The organism is Citrobacter sp. RHBSTW-00881 (genome assembly GCF_013728515.1).
Taxonomy (GTDB): domain Bacteria; phylum Pseudomonadota; class Gammaproteobacteria; order Enterobacterales; family Enterobacteriaceae; genus Citrobacter; species Citrobacter braakii.
In genome coordinates, this window is the sequence record NZ_CP056269.1 from 3,828,323 (window position 1) to 3,850,479 (window position 22,157).

20 protein-coding genes, 1 other RNA gene and 1 pseudogene are annotated in these 22,157 nt (G+C 53.8%); 6 read left to right on the forward strand and 16 right to left on the reverse strand.

From position 1 onward, the window contains the following. Positions 1 to 42: 42 nt before the first annotated feature. Positions 43 to 672 (reverse strand): membrane protein YczE, encoded by a 630-nt coding sequence (yczE, locus tag HV311_RS18510; protein WP_016155872.1) that lies wholly within the window; start codon positions 670 to 672, stop codon positions 43 to 45. A gap of 87 nt (positions 673 to 759) precedes the next feature. On the opposite strand from yczE, the gene yczR reads away from it, so the two are divergent. Continuing rightward, positions 760 to 2,187, forward strand: a complete 1,428-nt coding sequence (gene yczR, locus HV311_RS18515) for a MocR-like transcription factor YczR (protein ID WP_046276084.1) — start codon at positions 760 to 762, stop codon at positions 2,185 to 2,187. A 59-nt stretch (positions 2,188 to 2,246) separates the two neighbouring features. Here yczR and HV311_RS18520 read toward each other — a convergent pair whose 3' ends face one another. From HV311_RS18520 to ffs, 3 genes are all read right to left on the reverse strand, one after another. Beyond that, entirely contained in the window at positions 2,247 to 2,465 is a 219-nt protein-coding gene (locus tag HV311_RS18520) for a hypothetical protein (RefSeq protein WP_016152066.1), read from the reverse strand. After that, positions 2,462 to 2,713, reverse strand: a complete 252-nt coding sequence (locus HV311_RS18525; protein WP_016152065.1) for a hypothetical protein — start codon at positions 2,711 to 2,713, stop codon at positions 2,462 to 2,464. Before HV311_RS18525 ends, HV311_RS18520 begins: the two co-directional genes overlap by 4 nt. Positions 2,714 to 2,910: 197 nt before the next feature. Next, positions 2,911 to 3,007: signal recognition particle sRNA small type (gene ffs, locus HV311_RS18530), an RNA gene on the reverse strand. 84 nt (positions 3,008 to 3,091) lie between these two features. On the opposite strand from ffs, the pseudogene HV311_RS18535 reads away from it, so the two are divergent. Next, positions 3,092 to 3,481 (forward strand): annotated as a pseudogene (locus HV311_RS18535) (MGMT family protein). 31 nt (positions 3,482 to 3,512) lie between these two features. Here HV311_RS18535 and HV311_RS18540 read toward each other — a convergent pair. Continuing rightward, the gene (locus tag HV311_RS18540; protein ID WP_016152063.1) at positions 3,513 to 4,082 is read right to left on the reverse strand and encodes a YbaY family lipoprotein; all 570 of its coding nucleotides are present in this window, start codon (positions 4,080 to 4,082) and stop codon (positions 3,513 to 3,515) included. A gap of 212 nt (positions 4,083 to 4,294) precedes the next feature. Here HV311_RS18540 and tesB point away from each other — a divergent pair, with 212 nt between their 5' ends. After that, entirely contained in the window at positions 4,295 to 5,155 is an 861-nt protein-coding gene (gene tesB, locus HV311_RS18545; protein ID WP_016152062.1) for an acyl-CoA thioesterase II, read from the forward strand. A 49-nt stretch (positions 5,156 to 5,204) separates the two neighbouring features. Here the strand turns inward: tesB and amtB are convergent, their stop codons facing one another. The 5 genes from amtB to decR form a co-directional block, all read right to left on the reverse strand. Next, entirely contained in the window at positions 5,205 to 6,491 is a 1,287-nt protein-coding gene (amtB, locus tag HV311_RS18550) for an ammonium transporter AmtB (RefSeq protein ID WP_191220285.1), read from the reverse strand. A gap of 31 nt (positions 6,492 to 6,522) precedes the next feature. Then, entirely contained in the window at positions 6,523 to 6,861 is a 339-nt protein-coding gene (gene glnK / locus HV311_RS18555) for a P-II family nitrogen regulator (protein ID WP_003021657.1), read from the reverse strand. A gap of 256 nt (positions 6,862 to 7,117) precedes the next feature. Further along, a complete protein-coding gene (locus HV311_RS18560) occupies positions 7,118 to 8,896 on the reverse strand; it encodes a SmdB family multidrug efflux ABC transporter permease/ATP-binding protein (RefSeq protein ID WP_191220286.1) in 1,779 nt (592 codons plus the stop codon). Then, positions 8,889 to 10,661 carry a SmdA family multidrug ABC transporter permease/ATP-binding protein gene (locus HV311_RS18565; RefSeq protein WP_049042315.1) on the reverse strand — a complete coding sequence of 591 codons (1,773 nt, stop codon included), beginning with the start codon at positions 10,659 to 10,661 and terminating at the stop codon, positions 8,889 to 8,891. The genes HV311_RS18560 and HV311_RS18565 overlap by 8 nt, the downstream gene beginning before the upstream one ends. Positions 10,662 to 10,705: 44 nt before the next feature. Next, positions 10,706 to 11,164 (reverse strand): DNA-binding transcriptional regulator DecR, encoded by a 459-nt coding sequence (decR, locus tag HV311_RS18570; RefSeq protein WP_016152059.1) that lies wholly within the window; start codon positions 11,162 to 11,164, stop codon positions 10,706 to 10,708. Between the two features lie 116 nt (positions 11,165 to 11,280). Here decR and HV311_RS18575 point away from each other — a divergent pair, with 116 nt between their 5' ends. Next, entirely contained in the window at positions 11,281 to 12,336 is a 1,056-nt protein-coding gene (locus tag HV311_RS18575) for a PLP-dependent cysteine synthase family protein (protein WP_094168793.1), read from the forward strand. A 49-nt stretch (positions 12,337 to 12,385) separates the two neighbouring features. Here HV311_RS18575 and cof read toward each other — a convergent pair whose 3' ends face one another. After that, entirely contained in the window at positions 12,386 to 13,204 is an 819-nt protein-coding gene (cof, locus tag HV311_RS18580; protein WP_191220287.1) for an HMP-PP phosphatase, read from the reverse strand. A gap of 217 nt (positions 13,205 to 13,421) precedes the next feature. Between cof and HV311_RS18585 the strand changes: the two genes are divergently transcribed. Both HV311_RS18585 and queC read left to right on the forward strand, forming a co-directional pair. After that, positions 13,422 to 15,122, forward strand: coding sequence for an SgrR family transcriptional regulator (locus HV311_RS18585; RefSeq protein ID WP_191220288.1), 1,701 nt, complete (start codon positions 13,422 to 13,424; stop codon positions 15,120 to 15,122). A gap of 64 nt (positions 15,123 to 15,186) precedes the next feature. Continuing rightward, positions 15,187 to 15,882 carry a 7-cyano-7-deazaguanine synthase QueC gene (gene queC, locus HV311_RS18590; protein WP_191220289.1) on the forward strand — a complete coding sequence of 232 codons (696 nt, stop codon included), beginning with the start codon at positions 15,187 to 15,189 and terminating at the stop codon, positions 15,880 to 15,882. A 107-nt stretch (positions 15,883 to 15,989) separates the two neighbouring features. On the opposite strand, the gene fadM is transcribed toward queC, so the two are convergent. The 5 genes from fadM to lon all read right to left on the reverse strand — a co-directional run bounded on the left by fadM (position 15,990) and on the right by lon (position 21,992). Then, the gene (gene fadM, locus HV311_RS18595; protein ID WP_016152055.1) at positions 15,990 to 16,388 is read right to left on the reverse strand and encodes a long-chain acyl-CoA thioesterase FadM; all 399 of its coding nucleotides are present in this window, start codon (positions 16,386 to 16,388) and stop codon (positions 15,990 to 15,992) included. 105 nt (positions 16,389 to 16,493) lie between these two features. Continuing rightward, positions 16,494 to 16,868, reverse strand: a complete 375-nt coding sequence (locus HV311_RS18600) for a helix-hairpin-helix domain-containing protein (protein ID WP_047416882.1) — start codon at positions 16,866 to 16,868, stop codon at positions 16,494 to 16,496. A 146-nt stretch (positions 16,869 to 17,014) separates the two neighbouring features. Then, positions 17,015 to 18,889, reverse strand: a complete 1,875-nt coding sequence (gene ppiD / locus HV311_RS18605; RefSeq protein WP_016152053.1) for a peptidylprolyl isomerase — start codon at positions 18,887 to 18,889, stop codon at positions 17,015 to 17,017. Positions 18,890 to 19,156: 267 nt separating this feature from the next. Next, complete coding sequence (gene hupB, locus HV311_RS18610) at positions 19,157 to 19,429, reverse strand: nucleoid-associated protein HU-beta (protein ID WP_191220290.1); 273 nt, start codon at positions 19,427 to 19,429, stop codon at positions 19,157 to 19,159. A gap of 208 nt (positions 19,430 to 19,637) precedes the next feature. Continuing rightward, on the reverse strand, positions 19,638 to 21,992 hold the full coding sequence (gene lon / locus HV311_RS18615; protein WP_016152052.1) for an endopeptidase La: 2,355 nt from the start codon (positions 21,990 to 21,992) through the stop codon (positions 19,638 to 19,640). Positions 21,993 to 22,157 lie beyond the last annotated feature (165 nt).

Below are 22,157 nucleotides of genomic sequence, written 5' to 3' on the forward strand. Positions count from 1 at the left end.
TGCGCGGCAAGCCGATTCCGGCCGCGTCAGTCGAGGTTAAGTTTAGTCGCCAGCAGGCGATCGTGCCCCAGGCGCATTCCTGATGCGAATACGCGCCTGCGGCTGATGGCAAAACCATGGCAGGCAAATTTGAATCAGCGGCCCAATAGCCAGTGCATACAGCACCGTTCCAAACCCAACGGTTCCCCCCAGCAGCCAACCAATAAGCAACACGGACACTTCGATTGCGGTTCGAATTCGTCGTACTGGCCAGCCGGTACGCGCGTGAATTCCAGTCATCAGACCGTCACGCGGGCCCGCGCCAAAACCGGCACCAATGTACAGAGCGGTTGCTAACGCATTCAGTATCACCGCTGACACCAGCAGCCCGCTGCGCGCCAGCAGGGATTCAAATCCCGGAATCACCAGCAGCGCGACATCTGCCGCCAGCCCAATCATAATCACGTTGCTCAACGTGCCAAACCCTGGGCGCTGGCGTAGCGGTATCCACGCCAGAAGCACCAACACACCCACGGCAATAATCACCACGCCGATATTCATCGACAGTAAATTTGCCACCCCCAGGTGAAACACGTTCCACGGATCGGCCCCTAAATCGGCACGGACAAACATCGCCGTCGACACACCGTACAGCGTCAGCCCGATAAACAGCTGAAGTAAACGACGCAGCATGTTCTTCCCCTCTTACTCTCAGATAACTTTCATCTTCACCGCAATTGGCACTATGATTAATGTCCAGTTTTCAAAAAGTGGACTGCTATGTCATCTCGCCGTTACGGAAGCCAGTCTTTGCAACGCCTGCTCGGACACTGGCAGGAAAGTCCCTCGCGAACGCCCATCTGGCGACAGTTGGCAGAAGCGTTACGTTTGCTGATCCTCGATGGACGACTGGCGCTGGATAGCCGCTTGCCCGGTGAACGCGAGCTCGCTGCCGTTCTGCAAGTCAGCCGAACCACCGTCGCCAGCGCCATGGCGCAACTGCGTGAGGAGGGATATCTGGAAAGCCGACATGGTAGCGGTTCACGGGTGATCCTGCCGGAACACATTCGCCATGTGCCAACGCGGACCAGCACTGGCACAGCGCTTGATTTGTCCACGGCAGCGCTGAGTGCCGGTCCTGAAATTCATCAGGCTTACCAGCAGGCTCTGTTCGCAATGCCGCAGCATCTGCTGAGCTCCGGGTATCTACCGCAGGGACTGTCGGTTTTGCGTGAATCCATCGCCCGGCATTATTGCGAACGCGGACTCCCGACGCAGCCCGACGAAATAATGGTCGTGAACGGCGCGGTCAGCGGTCTGGCGTTGATCCTGCGTTTACTCACCGGCCCCGGCGATCGCGTAGTGGTAGATCACCCCACTTATCCGCTGGCCATTGCAGCAATACAAGGGGCGTCATGTCGCCCCGTCGGCGTGTCGCTGCCCGAGCACGGTTGGGATACGGCGGGTCTGGTCGCCACCATCGCGCAAACTGCACCGAGAATGGCCTATCTGATGCCGGATTTTCACAACCCGACCGGGCGCTGTATGGACACGGCTACTCGCCAGGTCGTGGCGGATATTGCTGAAAGAACCCACACGACGTTGGTGGTCGATGAGACCATGGTGAACCTGTGGTATGACGCCCCACCGCCACCGCCGCTTGCCGCATTCAATCGCGATGCCCCGATCATCCTGCTCGGTTCAGCAGGGAAAAGCTTTTGGGGCGGATTACGTCTGGGCTGGATTCGGGCGTCGGCGCGTACCATTGCCGCGCTGGTCCAAACCCGCGACACCTTCGATTTGGGCTCCCCGGTGCTTGAACAACTCGCCACCAGTTGGCTGCTGGATAACGCCGAGGACTTTCTTCCTGACAGAAGACGCCGGCTCACATCACAGCGAGACCTGTGCTCGCGCCTGATGAACTCACATTTTCCGGAATGGCAATTTACCCAGCCACAAGGAGGACTCTCTTTCTGGGTTGAACTGCCTGATACGCTGGCGACGCTCTTTGCCACGCGCGCCGAAAGTGCAGGCATTCAGTTGGGAACCGGTACGCGGTTCGGCCTTGATGGCGCATTCGACCGCTTTTTGCGTATGCCCTTCACGTTGCCGGATGACACAGCATGTGCCGCCTTCAGAGTGTTGCAACCCATTTGGGATAGCCTGCGTTTGCAGGCCAGCAGCGGGAAAATGCGTAAAATAATCTAAACGACGAGTTAAAGGACTCGCTCTTGAATGCCGTGATGGACGAGGAGGTCCAGGCAATACTACCGCTGAGGAGGAACCGGAAAACCCTTCAGGGAAATCACGAAATTCTCACCATCTTTCTTAATTTTTGCCCCAGCATCACACCAGTCGGAGGCAATACGGAAGAACTCATCGCTACCGACATTCCAGCTCAGACGAACGTGTTTCACATAACCGGAGCGCAGCATTTCACAGGCTTCGCCATAATTACAGGCGGTTGAGAGCGATTGTTGTTTCATTTTTTCTTCTTCAGTAATCTTCGCAATGCTTTGATTTCTTTAGGAGTCAGTGCGTCAACTACGGATTCTTCCGTATGCTGGCTATCGATATCCTCAGCGGAGACTCCCACCTCTTCAATGGCGGAAAACGCGATCAGTAGCAGTTTTTCCGTGGCGATACTCAAATTTTCATTATGCACTTCAGCATAATGGCGAAGCTTTTCTTTTAGCGCCTCATCAACTTTGACATTCAATACAGCGGTCGACATCGTAGAAAATCCTTGTGGTCAGCCACAACACACCGGATGTAAGACCATGTCATTACAGCGCAATGGCGGCGGCAAAAGCTCAAATAACATCCCCAAAACACAGTGACAGCATTTGATGACAATAAAATGACGATACGATGACAAAGAAAAGAAGATAAACAGAAGATAAATTGCCGGACGGCAGAATTGGGTGGGGGCCCTGCCAGCTACATCCCGGCACACACGTCATCTGCCTTGGCTGCTTCCTTCCGGACCTGACCTGGTAAACAGAGTAGTGTTGCGGGAGAACCAACAGAGCCCCCATTGAGAGCGTTGTTAACCAACGCGCAGGCGCATTATCACTGCTGCACCCTGTAATTGCAACCCATCCAGCATCGGATGCTGTTTTCTTGTGCAATGCGGCTTCACTCCTTCGCCATTCGGCATTATGCTGGAGGATTAGCGCAGGAATAAATGATGGATATACAGGACTCTTTCCCCCAACGCGTCTGGCAAATTGTCGCTTCAATCCCCGAAGGTTTCGTCACCACGTATGGCGATGTTGCCCGGCTTGCGGGATCGCCGCGCGCTGCGCGTCAGGTAGGCGGCGTGCTTAAGCGTCTCCCCGAAGGCAGCGCCCTGCCCTGGCATCGGGTGGTCAATCGCCACGGAGCCATTTCGCTGACAGGTCCCGACCTGCAACGACAACGTCAGGCGTTGCTAGCAGAAGGAATAGTGGTTTCAGGAAGCGGACAGATCGATTTACAGCGCTATCGCTGGGTGTACTAACCCTCTCCTGGCGGAGAGGGTTACAACGACCTTAGTACTGCGTGGGAGCCGGAACCGCAGATGACGGATTCACCTGGGTTGGTGACGTTGACGGAACCGTGGTAGTAGCCCCACCGCTCGCCTGAACCGGTACTGCTGTTTGCTGTACAGGGACCAGCGTCAGGTCAGCTTTAGTCCCACCCTGATTGATGACCGTCTGAACGGTATCAGTAATAAAGACCAGTTTATCATTTACCGTAATAGCCGCACTCAACAGAATACGGGCGTTAGGTTGAATATCTGCCGGGTTGAACGGTAATACAAAGCTGAATGGCGCTTGTTTACCTTCAGTACGAACCGCTTTTTGCGACAGCACTTTTGACGGCGCATCGGCCAGTGAAGCATCTGACAGCGTAACAGTTAGTACCGCATCGGGTGGCAAGGCCACTTTCTGACGGATCCATACTGTACCGGAGACATTTGGCTGCTGAATTTTAGACTGTGTGTCAGAAATTGACGTATTAGGGCTTGGCGCAGGTGTCTGAATATCAGCGCTTTTATCGGCACAGGCCGCCAGAGCGACTGCAACCGCTAAACCACTTACCATGTGCACGAGTTTCATTAAATTCTCCTTATCATCTATGCACCAGCGAGAACTTTCCTCGCCAGAAGAGTGGTTAACAAAAACATAACGTGACTAAGTGTGGCACAGGACAGCTATTTTTGCCTGTAATAGGCCAGTAATTCAGACAATTGCACCCATCGGACCACTTTTAAAATTGCGTTATACTCTGCCTACCTCGCTGCGACATCGATATCACCTGGAGAGCACGTATGAGTCTGGCACTGAAAAATTTGCTGACATTGTTAAATCTGGAAAAAATTGAAGAAGGACTCTTTCGGGGCCAAAGTGAAGACTTAGGGTTACGTCAGGTTTTTGGGGGACAGGTTGTCGGTCAGGCGCTATATGCCGCAAAAGAAACCGTACCGGAAGAGCGTCTGGTACACTCTTTTCACAGCTACTTTTTACGCCCCGGCGATAGCCAAAAACCCATCATCTATGATGTGGAAGTCCTGCGTGATGGTAACAGCTTCAGCGCGCGCCGCGTTGCCGCGATCCAGAATGGTAAACCCATTTTTTACATGACTGCCTCTTTTCAGGCACCGGAAGACGGATTTGAACATCAGAAAACCATGCCAGATGCGCCGGGTCCCGATGAGCTGAAATCAGAAACGGAAATTGCCCGCTCAGTGGCGCATTTGCTGCCGCCGCTGTTGAAAGAAAAATTTATCAACGATCGTCCGTTGGAAGTACGCCCTGTCGAGTTTCATAACCCCCTAAAAGGTCACGTCGCACCTCCGACGCGCCAGGTATGGATCCGAGCTAACGGCGTGCTGCAGGACGATCTGCGCGTCCATCAGTATCTGCTGGGTTACGCCTCAGACCTGAACTTCCTGCCTGTTGCGCTGCAACCGTATGGGATTGGCTTCCTGGAAAAAGGGATTCAGATCGCCACCATTGACCATTCCATGTGGTTCCACCGTCCGTTTAATATCAATGAATGGCTGCTGTATAACGTCGAGAGTACTTCGGCATCCGGTGCCCGGGGCTTTGTACGCGGAGAGTTTTATACCCAGGATGGTGTGCTGGTCGCTTCTACCGTACAGGAAGGGGTAATGCGTAATCGCAATTGAGAATTACCGGATGGTGGCGCAAAAGCGTTGCCATCCGGCAAATTGAGAATCAGGCGTTGTAAGCGTTCTCGCCGTGACTGTTTACATCCAGACCTTCGCGCTCCTGCTCTTCCGGTACGCGCAAACCAACCGTCATATCCGCCAGCTTATAGCCAATGAAAGCCACCACGCCAGACCAGACGATGGTGATCGCCACGCTTTCCAGTTGCACCAGCAGCTGATGCCCCATGGTCACGCCCTCGGCAAAGCCGACGCCTCCCAAAGAGCTGGCAGCGAAAACTCCGGTCAGGATACAGCCGACAATACCGCACACACCGTGAACGCCAAACACGTCACACGGATCGTCCACACGCAGAAAACGCTTCAGCATGGTCACGCCCCACAGGCCTGCCAGCCCCGCAACGACACCGATAATCAGCGCGCCGCCGATACCGATATAGCCACATGCAGGTGTTACGCCCACCAGACCCGCAATGGCACCAGAGCAGGCGCCCAGCAGAGACGGTTTACCACGCAGCGCCCATTCACCGAAGATCCATCCGAGGATGGCTGCAGCGGTGGCGACCACGGTATTAACGAAGGCCAGCGCGGCGATTTCATTTGCCGTACCCGCTGAACCAGCGTTAAAGCCAAACCAACCAATGTAGAGAATAGCGGTACCGGTGAAAACCATCGGCAGGTTATGCGGTTTAAAAGCTTCTTTGCCAAAACCGACACGTTTGCCAATCAGATACGCGCCTACCAGACCGGCAATCGCCGCGTTGATGTGCACAACCGTTCCGCCGGCAAAATCCAGCGCGCCGTGGGAAGCCAGCAAGCCGCCGCCCCAGACCATATGCGCAATGGGGATGTACGACAGCGTTAACCATACCACCACAAAAATCAGCACCGCGGAGAAGCGAATACGTTCAGCCAGCGCACCGACGATTAGCCCAACGGTGATGCAGGCGAACGAGCCCTGAAAAGCAACGTGAATGTACTGGTAGAAGCTCCCCGTTACCGCCGTCAGCGCAATATTCTTCAGCAATACCCAGTTGAAGTTGCCGAAGAAATTATTTCCTTCACCAAAGGCCAGTGAGTAGCCATAAACCACCCATAAAATACAAACCAGAGCGAATGTCACCGTGACCTGAGTCAGCATCGACAGCACGTTCTTACCGCGAATCAAACCGCCGTAGAACAGCGCAATGCCAGGGATGGTCATAAACAGCACCAACGCGGTACAGATCATCATAAAAGCGTTATCCGCTTTATCCGCAACCGCCGGTGCCGCCATCGCCAGTCCCGGCAGCAGCGCCAGTGAAGCAATACCTGTTTTCATCGTTGCTATCTTCATTTTTTGGTTTCCTATCACTGTGTGCCAGACGTTACAGTGCGGCTTCGTCGGCTTCGCCGGTACGAATACGAATCACACGTTGCAGCTCGGCGACGAAGATTTTGCCGTCGCCAATTTTTCCGGTGTATGCCGCCTTACTGATGACATCGATCACGCCATCCAGTTGGTCGTCGGCAATCGCCACATCAATCTTCACCTTGGGCAGAAAATTGACGCTATATTCAGCCCCACGGTACAGCTCAGCATGACCTTTCTGTCGGCCAAACCCCTTCACTTCGGTGACGGTCAGCCCCTGAATACCAATAGACGACAATGCTTCACGGACGTCTTCCAGTTTGAACGGTTTGATTACCACGGTAACCAGCTTCATAGATCCCCTCCAGTCAGAATTCAGTAGTGGCTGCAGATACACGAGAGGAATATTGCAAGGGATGTGCCAGGAATGAAAAAGGCGGGATGATTCAGGTTCTCAGGGTACTTCCGGGAGAGGAAAATAAAAAACGCACTATAACGGTGCATAGTGCGTTACATTTTTGCACCAGATTGTTGATTGCCGGATGGCAGCGTAAACGCCTTAACCGGCCTACGAGACCGTGCTGGCCCCAGACCGGATAAGCGCCGCGCCATCAGGCGATAACAGAATCGTCTTGCGTACTGGCGGCTAACTCTTCACCCGCCAGCTGCAGCTGATACATCTGCCAGTAACGGCCTTGCGCCGCCAGTAATTGCTGGTGCGTACCACGCTCAACCGCCTGACCGCGATGCAGCACCAGAATGGTGTCCGCATCGACAATCGTCGATAACCGATGCGCAATCACCACCAGCGTGGTGTGTTCACGTACCGCCGCCAGAGCTTGCTGAATGGCCTGTTCAGTACCGGAGTCAATACTGGCCGTCGCTTCGTCGAGGATCAACACCTGTGGCGTTTCAACCAACACCCGCGCCAACGCCAGCAGCTGTTTTTGACCAACGGAGAGATTATTGCCCTGCTCGCCCAGCCGGGTATGAATCCCCTCGCTCAGACCTCGCGCCAGTTCTGCCAGTTGCACGGTCTCCAGCGCCTGCCATACCCGCTCTTCTGAGATATCGCGGCCCAGCGTGACGTTCGCCAGGAAGGTATCTGCCATCACCACCGGATCCTGCTGCACCATGGCGATGCCCTGACGTAACGCACCGTGGCTCAGTGAAGACAGCGGCCGTCCATCAAGGCGGATTTCCCCCTGCGTCAGCGGGTAGTAACCCATCAACAGGCTGGCGAGCGTGCTTTTACCACTGCCGGTGTGTCCGACCAAAGCAACAAAGCTGCGCGAAGGCACGGACAAACTGATATTTTGCAGTACCAGATTGTCGTCGCGATAGGCAAATGAAACGTTATCCACCTCAATGTACCCGCTCTTTAGCGGTCGCTCATCTTCACCATAGCGCTGACGTGGCCCATCCATCAGTTCGAACACTCGCTCACCGGCGACAACCGCCTGCTGCAGCATTGATTGCTGAGTGGTCAACTCGATCAGCGGTTCGTTCAAACGGCCGAGGTAGCTGATAAACGCGTACAGCACGCCAACCTCGATCGAGCTGCCAGAGGTAAAACTGAACAGCATCAGCAATCCGCAGAGGATCAGCGCCGAGAAAAGGCTAAGCAGCGGGCGCAACAAAAAACCATCCAGTCGCAGGGTCTGCATACGCGCCATATAGTGCGAGCGGCTTGCTTCGCCCATTCTCTCGCCAAATCGCGCCTGCTGGCGGAACTGCTGGATAACACTCATGCCGTTGATGACTTCGTTAAAGCCATCGTTAATATCCGCCAGATAAGCGCGAACCCGGCGCACAATCGGGGTGCTGTAGCGTTGATAAATCACCATCACCACCAGCACGGCCGGGAAAATGGCCATCGCCACTAGCGCCATACGCCACTCAAGGCTGAACATCGCTACCAGCATGGCGCCAATTAATGCCGCGCTGCGCAGGACCGTTGCTACCACCGTCACGTACAGGTCGCGAATAACTTCAGTGTCGTTGGTCACGCGGGAGATTAGCTGCCCGACAGGTTGAGTATCAAAGGCGCTGAGCGGCTGGCGCAGCGCAGCGTCCATTACGTCGGTGCGCAACTGTTGTACTACGCCAACTGCCGCCTGGTTAAACAGCAATGACTGCGCGTAATGCAGGCCAGCCGCCAGCAGTTGTAGACCGATATATGCCGCAACCAGCCCGGCGACCATCGCCAGCGGCAGATTATTCTTCGCCACCATGTTATCGATAAAATAGCTAATCAGCAGCGGACCGCTGACTTCCGCCGCAGCCGCCACCCACAGCATGACTACCGCAATAGCCAGCTGTTTTCGCCATGGAGAGCCATACGCCAGCAATCTTTTTAGGGTCGGCCATAATTGCCCAAAACTACGCATTAGCCGCCTCCTCGTTTATCTCTGGTGCATCAGTCAGCGCCGCTTCCAGTTGCTGATAGCGGTACATATCGCGATACCAGCCAGGCTGCTGCACTAACGCATCATGCTCACCACGCTGGGCAATATGCCCATGCTGCATCACGATAATCTCACTGGCTTCCGTCAGGGCCGATAAACGGTGGGCGCTAATAATGACGGTTCTGCCTTCGCCCCACTGGCGCAGGTTATGCAGGATCTGATGTTCGGTACGACCATCTACCGCCGACAGCGCATCATCCAGAATCAGGATTTCAGCGTTCAGGAGTAGCGCTCGAGCGATAGAAATACGCTGTTTTTGCCCACCAGACAGCATCACCCCACGTTCGCCCACTTCGGTGTCGTAGCCCTGCGGAAGACGTAAAATATCCTCATGAACGCTGGCAAGGCGTGCCACATACTCGATCTCTTCCTGCGTGGCCTGAGGGCGTCCTAACGCGATGTTATTGCCAACGGTATCCGAAAACAGGAATGGCGTCTGGCTGACAACTGCCAGCCGGCTGCGCCAGCTATCCAGTTGTAATCGCGTTAAGGGGATATCATGAAAGCGCACATCGCCGTGGGTGATATCAAAATGACGCTGAATCAGCGACAGCACCGTACTTTTCCCCGCGCCGGTAGGCCCACAAATGCCCAACATCTGCCCAGGTTTAAGCTGGAAGTTCACATTTTCCAGCGCCGGGTGTGCCGTTTGCGGGTAGCAAAATTCGCGAATCGCCACCGCCAGCTCCCCACGCCCTTCCGGTACCGGTTCAGTGCCGTCATCCACCACCGGCGCTTCAGACAGCATGGCGCGAATACGGCTGTACGCCGCGCTGCCACGTTCGACGATGTTAAACATCCATGCCAGCGCCAGCATCGGCCAAATCATCAAACCGAGATACATCATAAAGCTGGTGAGCTGGCCGAGCGTCAGCGAGCCGTGCACCACCATCCAGCTTCCCCCAGCAATCGCCAGTAGGTTAGCCATGCCAATGGCGATATAAATCGTGGGATCAAAGCGGGCGTCAATGCGCGCCACGCGCAGGTTTTTCTTACCGGTATCTTCGGCATCGGCGGCAAATAATGCCGATTGCCGATCCTCCAGACCGAAGGCCTTGATCATGCGAATACTGGTCAGGCTTTCCTGAGTACGGTCGTTGAGACTGGAAAACGCCGCCTGCGCCAGCTTAAAGCGGTTATGCAGTCGATCGCCGTAACGTTTGATCATCAACGCCATCACCGGCATCGGCAGCAGCGCAATTAACGTCAACTGCCAGCTTATCTGCGTTGACATCACGATCAGCACCGCACATCCCATTACCAGCGAATCTACCAGCGTCAGCACGCCTTCTCCGGCGGCAAATACGACCCGATCAACATCGTTGGTCGCACGCGCCATCAGATCGCCCGTGCGGTGACGCAGATAAAATTCTGGATGCTGGCGACTCAACTGACGGTAATAATCTTCCCGCAGCTCAACCGCCAGTTGGTAGGATGCGCCAAACAGCAGCACGCGCCAGACATAGCGCAGCAAATAAACCACCACTGCAATCAGGGCAATTGTTCCCACCCACATCAGCAGCCACTCGGTGGTGAAGCGTTGAGTCGTCACGCCATCCACAATGATCCCGACCACTTTCGGCGGAATAAGCTGAAGGATAGCGATGATGATAAGCAGGGCCACCGCCCCGAGGTAGCGACGCCACTCCCGGCGGAAGTACCAGCTTAATTGAGCAAATAATCGCACGCGTTATATCCTGACAAGATTTCCGGCAATAAGCGCCGGGAGAGTTATTCAATAGGGAGCGCAGTTGTGTATTTAATCTGTTCCATCGCAAAGCTGGAGGTGACGTCAGACAGGCCCGGTACGCTGTTCACCAGGCGCTTATAAAATTCATCGTAGCTTTTCATATCGGCGACCTGCACTCGCATCAGGTAATCATATTCCCCTGCCATACGCCAGAACCCCAGAACCTCCGGCATACCGGTGACTTCGGTGACAAAGCGGCAATACCATTCACTGCTGTGATGCTGAGTCTTAATCAGCACAAACGCGGTCAGCCCCAGCCCCAGTTTTTCTGGATCTAACAGGGCGACTCTACCCAGCAGGATACCGTCATCTTCAAGCCGTTTGAGGCGTTTCCAGCAAGGGGTGGTAGTCAGATTAACGGCATCTGCTAACGCCTGCAAAGAAAGGGTGCAGTCCTGTTGCAGTAAGCTAAGCAGCTTACGGTCAATTTTGTCTAACATATCCACTCCACAGAGAAGAATTTTCTCCTTACATTCTATTTTAAAGGCTAAATGGCAACAATTTTTTCCGTGCTTTTCGCTATTCTTGGCACAAAATGACAAATGGATATTTATTAATGATGAATAGCTCCTGGGTTAAAAACGCCATCAATGAAATCAACGCGGATTATCAGCGTTCTGCGGATACGCATCTCATTCGCCTGTCGCTACCGGCGTTCCCGGGCATTCAGATCTATTTAAAAGATGAGAGCACGCATCCCACCGGGAGCCTGAAGCATCGTCTGGCGCGTTCACTGTTTCTGTACGGATTGTGCAATGGCTGGATTAAAGAAGGCACCACCATCATTGAATCATCGTCCGGTTCAACGGCGGTCTCCGAGGCTTATTTCGCCCGACTGTTAGGACTGCCGTTTATTGCCGTCATGCCTTCCTGTACGGCGAAGCGTAAAATTGAACAGATTGAGTTTTACGGCGGTCGCTGTCATTTCGTGGAAAGCGCCTGTGAAATCTATGCGGCCTCTGAACAACTGGCGCGTGAGCTGAACGGTCATTACATGGACCAGTTCACTTATGCTGAGCGCGCTACCGACTGGCGTGGCAATAACAATATTGCTGACAGCATCTTCCGTCAGATGCAGTGCGAGCCCAATCCCGTCCCCCGCCATATTGTGATGAGCGCCGGAACCGGCGGCACCTCTGCAACCATTGGCCGCTATATTCGCTGTCAGGGCTACGACACCCGCCTGATGGTGGTGGATCCGGAAAACTCAGTCTTTCTGCCCTTCTGGCAGGATCGCGATGCAACGTTACGCAGCCCGGTAGGAAGCAAAATCGAAGGCATCGGCCGCCCACGTGTCGAACCCTCCTTCATTCCTGACGTAGTCGATGAAATGCTGCGCGTACCGGATGCCGCAAGCGTGGCCACCGCACACTGGCTGGAAACGCAGTTGGGCCGCAAAGTCGGCGCTTCAACTGGCACCAACATGTGGGGAACGCTGCAACTTGCCGCCCGTATGCGCGATGCAGGAGAAAGCGGTTCACTGGTCACGCTGCTGTGCGACAGCGGCGAACGCTATCTTGAAACCTACTACAACCCGCAGTGGATCGACACGCACATCGGTGATTTAACGCCGTGGAAAGCGGAACTCACCCGGCTTCTGAACACCCATTAATGGGATAAAATAAGCCAGACGCGAAGTCTGGCTTGCTGGAAGGGATCTCTCATTCGGGGGAATAAGGTAGATGCGGATTGTCCAGCCAATGCGTCAAAAAGTGTGACACCGCCTGATTGCGGCAATGCCCAATCACCGACAAATGCGGCAGTTCAGCAATCAGTTGTGGCATCGCGTTGCCCATAATCAGGCCGCGCCCAACGCTGCCTAACATTTCGCGATCGTTCATGGCATCACCAAATGCCATACATTCGGCCATTGAATAACCTAAGTGGTCGCTTAGTACCGCCAGCGCCGATCCTTTGTTACAGCCCACCGGCAGCACCTCAAGGCAATCAACCGCGGAAAAACAGAGATTTGCCTGCTCACCCAGCGCCTCATTCAGTTGAATGCGTAATTGGATCAGGGAGTCATGATCCCCACAGAAACAGACTTTCGTTACCTGATGAGCCGGGATACGTTTCACATCGACGATCTGGTAGCGAAATCCGCTATACACATGCGCCTGTAGCAGCGATGGGATCTCTTGTCCGGTGAACCAACCGTTGTCATTAAAGACATGCATGCTGGCTGTAGTATCCCACTTCTGATGTAACACAATATCCGCCACAGTCGGATCCAGATCCTGACGGTGCAATACATCGCCCTCAACAGAGTGAATGCGCGTGCCGTTACCCGTGATCAAAAAGGCGTCCAGTGAGATAGAACCCAAAATATGGCGCATCTCCAGCACATGGCGGCCGGTGGAAAATGTCAGGGTGATCTCGCGTTCACGCAGGCGCGCCAGCGTTGAAAGCGTTTCGTCACCTAAATGGTGATTCGGCATCAAAAGGGTGCCATCCATATCAAATGCAGCCAGACGAGCCATTTCTTTCTCCACACTGTGACGCGGTTAACTTGTGATTCAGTATCACCTGAGATATACGGAAGTAATAGTGAATAGATAAAATGAATTGTTCCGGGTTTATTACACAAAATCATTCAAGTTGCATCCAGGCGGCAAGTGAATGAACGTCCAGGAGCATGCAGTGACTGGGGTGAATTAACGCCGCCAACAAAGAGGCAGCTTGAAGGATGACGTGTATATGAGATTGTTGAATCGCCTGAATCAGTACCAACGCCTATGGCAGCCGTCGGCGGGAGAACCGCAGTCGGTGACCATCAGGGAGCTGGCAGAACGCTGTTTCTGCAGCGAGCGCCACGTGCGTACCCTGCTGAAGCAAGCGCAGGATGCTGGCTGGCTGGAGTGGCACGCCCAGTCGGGGCGTGGGAAACGCGGGCAACTGCGCTTTTTGGTGACGCCAGATTCGCTACGCAGCATTATGATGGAACAAGCGCTGCAAAAGGGGGAGCAACTTAGCGTACTGGAGCTGGCTCAGCTGGCGCCGGGAGAATTAAGAACGCTGCTCCAGCCGTTTATGGGCGGGCAGTGGCAAAACGACACGCCAACCCTGCGCATCCCCTATTACCGCCAGCTCGACCCTTTGCACCCTGGATTTCTCCCTGGTCGCGCAGAGCAACACCTCGCCGGACAAATATTCTCTGGCCTGACCCGGTTCGACAGTATTACGCAACGCCCCTGCGGAGATTTAGCCCACCACTGGAATATCTCCGCCGACGGCCAGCGCTGGGATTTCTATATTCGCTCCACCCTGTACTGGCATAACGGCGATGCGGTCAGCAGCACACAGCTACATCAACAGTTGCTGAAGCTGTTAGAGCTACCCGCGTTAAATAAGCTGTTTATCAGCGTAAAGCGCATTGAGGTGACGCATCCCCAGTGCCTAACCTTTATTTTGCATCGCCCCGACTTCTGGCTGGCGCATCGTCTGGCAAGCTACAGCAGTCACCTGGCACATCCCGAATTCCCGTTTGTTGGTACCGGTCCGTTCCGGTTGACGCTGTTTACCCCTGACCTGGTGCGCATCGAGAGTCACGATCACTACCACCTGAGTCATCCGCTACTAAAAGCCATTGAATACTGGATAACCCCGCAGCTTTTCTCCCAGGACTTGGGCACCAGCTGTCGCCATCCGGTTCAAATTGCAATTGGTAAACCCGAAGAGCTTCCCATGCTAAGCCAGGTAAGCAGCGGGATCAGCCTCGGTTTCTGCTATCTCACGCTCAGAAAAAGCGCGCGGCTGAATACGCAGCAGGCCCGTCGCCTGGTCAATATTATCCACCGCTCTTCCCTGCTACAAACGCTTGACGTGGATGAAAACCTGATCACGCCAAGCAATGCGCTGCTGCCGGGATGGACGATCCCCCAATGGGATGAACTGGACGACGTGCCGCTACCGGAAAAACTTACGCTGGCCTATCACCTGCCGGTAGAGTTGCACGCCATGGCTGAGCAGCTTCGCCAAGCGCTGGCGCTACTCGGCTGTGAATTAACGCTTATTTTTCATAATGCTAAAAACTGGGATGGCGACCATCCTTTAGCCCAGGCCGACCTGATGATGGGAGACAGGCTGATTGGCGAAGCGCCTGAATATACCCTCGAACAGTGGTTGCGCTGCGATCAGCTCTGGTCACATGTATTGAGCTCGCCGGCATATACTCATCTGCAAACCACCCTGGATGCCCTGCAAATCCAGGCCGATGAAGACGATCGTCATGCGGCTTTACAACACGTTTTCGCCTCACTGATGCATGACGCGACCCTGACACCGCTGTTCAATTATCACTATCGTATTAGCGCTCCGCCGGGCGTGAACGGCGTACGCCTGAATCCTCGCGGCTGGTTTGAATTTACCGAAGCCTGGCTACCGCCTCCGTCGGCGTGAAGAAGCTGGTCGGCGACACGCCCAGGCGCTACCATAAGGGTTTCGTTATTTGTCAGGAAAAACCATGAAACGTGCCGTTGTTGTATTCAGTGGGGGTCAGGACTCCACAACCTGTCTGGCGCAAGCGCTGCATCAGTATGATGAAGTGCACTGCGTGACCTTTGATTATGGTCAGCGCCATCGCGCTGAGATTGATGTCGCACGTGACCTGGCCTTAAAACTTGGCGCGCGTGCGCACAAGATACTTGATGTAACGCTGCTCAGCGAACTGGCCGTCAGCAGCCTGACCCGCGATAACATTCCGGTACCCGATTACGAACCGGATGCGAACGGCATTCCTAATACCTTTGTGCCAGGACGCAATATTCTGTTTTTAACGTTGGCGGCGATTTACGCGTATCAGGTGCAGGCGGAGGCGGTCATTACCGGCGTTTGTGAAACGGATTTCTCTGGATATCCGGACTGCCGCGATGAGTTCGTCAAAGCCTTGAACCATGCCGTAAGCCTGGGAATGGCGAAAGATATCCGCTTTGAAACCCCGCTGATGTGGATCGATAAAGCCGAAACCTGGGCACTGGCCGATTACTGGGGCAAGCTGGACCTGGTACGCGAAGAAACGCTGACCTGCTATAACGGCATCAAAGGTGACGGTTGCGGTCACTGCGCGGCCTGTAATCTGCGCGCCAACGGCCTGAACCATTATCTGGCAGATAAACCGGCAGTGATGGCGGCAATGAAGCAGAAAACAGGACTAAAGTGATCGTTTTGCCGGATGGCGGTGCACGCACCTTATCCGGCTTTCGACGTTCACCGTGGTCAATATCGCCCGTAAGCCTGATAAGCGAAGCGCCGTCAGGCTTCCTTCCATCACTTCACCATCTGCTCCAGTTTTTCGCGCAACTCCCCTTCCAGCGGTAGCGCCTTTTGCGTTTTCAAATCAATACAGACGAAGGTAATCAACGCGTCTGCCACCACCTGTCCTTCCGGCTCCAGGGTGATAGTCTGGTTCAACACACCGCTTTTGCCATTTAACTGTTGCACCTGACTGGTAATGGTCAGCAGGTCGCTCAGTACCGCAGGGCGGCGGTAGTTAATGTTAATATTCACGACCACAAAAGCGATGTTGTGTGCGGTCATCCACTGAAAGCTGTCGCTGTTTTCCAGGCCATCCCAGCGGGCTTCTTCCAGAAACTCAAGATAGCGAGCATTGTTAACGTGCTGATAGACATCAAGATGAAAACCACGAACTTTGATTTGTGTTTGCATAGCGCAGGAGCCTTACGTTGTTTTTATAGGAACACACTTCAGGGTAAGAGGTCATAACTGGTATGACCTCTACAGTCTGGCAAACTTTCAGCACTCTGCAAGTTATTAAAGTGTTAAAACTGCCAGATTGCGCTCTACCAGCGAACTCCCCATGCCCGGCACCTGCTTTAAGTCCTCCACCGTTTTAAACGGCCCGTACTCCTCACGATAGCTGACAATCGCCTGCGCTTTCTTCAGACCTACGCCATTCATGACTCGCGCTAAATCCTCCGCAGAAGCGCTGTTGATGCTTACCCTGGTGCCTTCATCATCGCTCGCTTTAGCCGGTTGCGTGGCTTTGCTTTGTGCTACTCCCGTAGCATCCGCTTTGGCTTGAGTCGCCTGGCTTTTGGCGACTGGCTCTGCAGCCAGTGCGCTTTGAGCCATACCGGCGCAGGTCAATGAAAGTGTAATAAGCAGGGCTTTGATTCCATGTTTCATACTGTTTTCTCCTTGTTTGTTAACAGTGGAATCACGATAGCGAGGTGCAGAACGGCAGACAAACGGCAAATATCAGAAATGGAAAAGGCCGCGAAAGCGGCCTTTGGTTGATACAACTTTTTGCAATTTTTTGCGAGTAGCCTCGGTTATTGCTGCTGTTCCAGCGCGTCACCGACTTTAATTTTTGCGGCTTTACGCAGGTTGCTCATCAGCGCTTCAAAGACAATCTGCGCATTGTTCTGGGTAATCCCCTGAACCATCGCTTTCTTCTGCTCTTCAGGCATAGAACCGGCTTTCACCTCGTCCAGCGCCAGCAGTACAACGTTACCCTGCATGTCGTTCGCCACGCCGTAGCTCGGTTTGTCTTTCGCCGGCAGGCTCAGGCCAAAGGCCGCCTGACTCAGCGGATCCTGACCCGTACGGCTCAGCGTTTTCGCTTCGCCAAAGCTCAGACCCGCCGCTTTCATGGCTTCATCGCCCTTACCAGCTTTCAGATCCGCCAGCAGTTTATCGGCATCAAGCTTCGCCTGCTGCTCTGCTTTATTGTGCTTAACAAGCGCAGTAACCTGATCTTTCACTTCAGCCAGTGGTTTAACGGCTTCAGCTTTGTGCTCTGCAATACGCAATACAAACGCGCGATCGCCATCCACGGTGATGATGTCGGAGTTACTGCCAGGCGTACCGTTCTCACCAACCAAACCACCATTGAAAATGATGTCAGCGACCGGTTTGAAGTTCAGCTCTTCCGGCAGGCTGTCACGGCTAAACCAGCCCGTTTCAACCGCTTTCATACCCGCCGCCTGCTCCGCACCCGCCAGGGATTCGTTATCGTTGCTGGCGGCATCGCTCACTTTCTGCTGCAGCGCATAGTAGGCATCCAGCGCTTTTTCCTGCTTCACTTTCGCCGCAATGTCGTCACGCGCTTCGCTCAGCGGTTTAACCTGCGCAGGCTGCACGTCGTCAAGACGCGCAACGAGGAAACCAACGGAAGACTTAATCACACCTGACAGTTGGCCTTTCTCTTTCAGACCGGCATTCTTCAGCTCATCCGGGGTGGTGGAATCTTCCAGCCATCCCATATCGCCGCCTTTACGGGCAGAGATGATGTCAGCAGATTTTTCTTTTGCCAGCGCAGCGAAATCACCGCCTTTGTTCAGCTCGTCCAGTACCGCTTTGGCTTCATCTTCCGTTTTGGTCTGAATGATGCTGTAGCGGTTACGCTGCGGCTGAGTGAACTGATCCTGATGCTGGTCATAATAAGCCTGAATATCAGCATCGCTGGCCGTCTCCTGCATAGCAGCAGCATCCAGCTTGATGTAGCTCACGCGGAACTGTTCCGGCGTCATAAAGTTGTTTTTATTCTGCTCGTAGTAGCTGGCAACTTCCTGCTCGGTAACAGACTGCTTCGCGGCCAGTGCGTTAACGTCAATTGTCGCCTCGCGAACGATACGCTGCTGTGCGACCAGCGCCGCCAGCTCGTCCGTTTCGCCTTTCAGCATGAAGTCCGTACCGGCAACGCCGTTAATCAGTTGCTGGGTAGTAAGCTGATTACGTAATGCCTGAGCGTACTGGTCTGCGGTCATTCCCATCTGATTAACAATCGCGTTGTAGCGATTGTTATCAAATTTACCGTCCACCTGGAACGCAGGCGTGGCGAAAATAGCCTGTTTAACCTGATCGTCGCTGATGTTGAGATTAAGCTCGCGGGAGTACTGATCCAGCAGCGCTTCGTCAATAAGACGATTCAGCACCTGCTGACGCAGCGTTTTCATGTAGCCTTCGTTCGCAGCCAGCTCGGAGTATTGATCGCCCAGCTGTTGCTGCATGCGGTTACGTTCGCTGTTGAACGCATTCTCGAACTGCCCGCGGCTAATCTCCTGGCCATTCACTTTGGCGGCGAAGTTATTGCCCCCGCCAATCAGGTAACCACTCACGCCGGTCAAAATGAACGACACGATAATGATACCGAAAATAATCTTGAGCACGAGACTGTTAGCAGCCGTGCGTAAGCTGTCCATCATGGTGTAACCACACTCCGCTGTAGATGACTATACGCGTTATCTCTCAAGCCGCCTGCGCGTTGTCACAACAGCGGCGGCAAGGATTTTGAGTATATATGCTTCACGCAGCATAGCGTTTCCTGAACGCTGCGTACAAAGGCCTATTGTGACAAGAAACAGGGGCAATTGTCAGCCCACAACGCGTAGAAAGTACCGGAATTACAAATAAAAAAGGCACATCAGTCGATGCGCCCTTGTACTTCGTCACATCCCCAAAGGGGAAATCACTTAGTTTACCGCGTCTTTCAGTGCTTTACCTGCACGGAAGCCCGGTACTTTAGCCGCGGCGATGGTGATCTCTTTACCTGTTTGCGGGTTGCGACCAGTACGGGCAGCACGCTCTTTAACGGCAAAAGTACCAAAACCTACCAGCGCTACGTCATCACCGTCTTTCAGAGATTCAGTAACAGAAGCAATAATTGCATCTAACGCACGTCCAGCCGCAGCTTTAGAGATATCAGCCCCTGCAGCAATTTTGTCGATCAGTTGAGATTTATTCACTCTTCTCTTCCTCTTTATAATTTATATCGCACCTGAATCCTTCAAAGTGCGAACGCGCAGCAGTTATATCAGGCCTGCCATGCCCTTACAACACCCGTTAATGATGGCAAGCCCAATCCGTCATCTAAATTAGCTATACAAAAAAAGGCTGGCAAGTCCGAAATGGCCTGCCAGCCCTGTTTTTATTAGTGCTCTTTGCGCGAGGTCACTATTTTGCGGTCACAACCTGCATTCCGGAGGGCTCATTTTGCAACGCGAGCGTCAGAACCTCCTCAATGCGTTTCACCGGATGGATGTCCAGATCGGCAATTACGTTGTCCGGAATCTCTTCCAGGTCACGTTTGTTTTCGTCTGGAATTAAGACCGTTTTAATACCACCACGGTGTGCTGCCAGCAGTTTTTCTTTCAAACCACCAATAGGCAGAACCTGGCCACGCAGGGTGATCTCGCCGGTCATCGCCACGTCGGCGCGAACCGGGTTACCGGTCAGACAAGAAACCAGCGCGGTACACATGGCAATACCTGCACTTGGACCGTCTTTCGGCGTCGCCCCTTCAGGTACGTGAACGTGGATGTCGCGTTTTTCGTAAAAGTCCGGATTAATGCCCAGTTTTTCCGCGCGCGCGCGCACCACGGTCAGCGCAGCCTGAATGGATTCCTGCATGACTTCACCCAGAGAACCGGTGTAGGTCAGCTTACCTTTACCCGGTACGCAGGCGGTTTCGATGGTCAGCAGATCGCCGCCCACTTCCGTCCATGCCAGACCGGTTACCTGACCAACGCGGTTTTCGTTGTCCGCGCGGCCATAGTCAAAGCGCTGTACGCCCAGGTAGTCGTGCAGGTTGTCGCCATTGATCTCAATATGTTTCAGCGACTTGTCGAGCAGCAGCTGTTTCACCGCTTTACGGCACAGTTTGGAAATTTCGCGCTCCAGACTACGCACGCCAGCTTCACGGGTGTAATAACGAATAATGCCCACAATGGCGCTATCGTCGACCGTCAGCTCGCCTTTTTTCAGCGCGTTACGCTCAATCTGTTTCGGCAACAGGTGACGTTTAGCAATGTTCAGCTTCTCGTCTTCGGTATACCCGGACAGACGGATCACTTCCATACGATCCAGCAACGGTGCGGGAATATTCATGGAGTTAGAGGTCGCAACGAACATCACGTCGCTGAGATCGTAGTCCACTTCCAGGTAATGATCGCTGAACGCCACGTTCTGCTCTGGATCCAGCACCTCAAGCAGTGCGGAAGCCGGATCGCCACGCATGTCGGAAGACATTTTGTCGATCTCATCAAGCAGGAACAGCGGGTTTTTAACGCCCACTTTAGCCATTTTCTGGATCAGTTTACCCGGCATCGAACCAATATAGGTCCGGCGGTGACCGCGAATTTCAGCTTCATCACGCACGCCGCCCAGTGCCATACGGATATATTTACGTCCGGTTGCTTTAGCGATGGACTGTCCCAGAGAAGTTTTACCTACCCCCGGCGGCCCAACCAGGCACAGGATCGGCCCCTTGATTTTATTCACACGGCTTTGAACCGCGAGATACTCAAGAATACGGTCTTTGACGCGTTCCAGACCGTAATGGTCGGTATCGAGGATTTCCTGAGCCTGACGCAGATCTTTTTTGACCTTGCTACGCGCATTCCATGGCACCTGAACCATCCAGTCGATGTAGCCACGGACTACGGTCGCTTCCGCTGACATCGGAGACATCATTTTCAGCTTCTGCAGTTCTGCTTCCGCTTTCTCTTTTGCCTCTTTCGGCATTTTCGCCGCGTCGATTTTACGCTTCAACGCTTCGTTTTCGTCCGGCGCATCGTCCATCTCGCCGAGCTCTTTCTGAATGGCTTTCATCTGCTCGTTCAGATAGTACTCACGCTGGGATTTTTCCATCTGCTTTTTCACGCGGTTGCGAATGCGTTTCTCAACCTGCAGCAGATCGATTTCAGATTCCATCATCGCCATCAGATATTCCAGACGTTCGTTAACGTCGGACATCTCCAGTACGGACTGCTTGTCAGCAAGCTTCAGCGGCATGTGCGCAGCGATGGTGTCCGCCAGACGTGCAGGATCGTCAATACTGTTCAGCGACGTCAGCACTTCGGGCGGGATTTTCTTGTTCAGCTTGATATAGCCTTCGAACTGGCTGATAGCGGTACGCACCAGCACTTCCTGTTCGCGCTCATCAATAGCAGGCGAGTCAAGGTACTCCGCTTTCGCAGAGAAGTGCTCGCCGTTGTCAGACAGCGCTGAAATACGCGCGCGCTGTAACCCCTCGACCAGCACTTTTACGGTGCCGTCAGGCAGTTTCAGCATCTGCAAAATAGAGGCCACGGTCCCGACGGTGAAAAGATCGTTTACACCCGGCTCATCCGTTGACGCTTCTTTCTGGGCAACCAGCATGATTTTTTTATCATGGTCCATAGCCGCTTCCAGACAACGGATAGATTTTTCCCGCCCTACAAATAAGGGTATGACCATGTGCGGATAAACCACCACATCGCGCAACGGCAATACGGGGATTTCAATGCGTTCAGAACGCTCAGGATTCATAGAGCTCTCTCTTAGTTTAGTTTCCGCCAGGTAATCAGGTGGTACGACTGTGCTCCACACCACCTTTAACATGTATGTCAGTATATGGGGATGTTTCCCACACATTCAACGCCATGTTTACGGAAAAATAAAAGGGGAGATAAAATCCCCCCTTATTAATTAAAT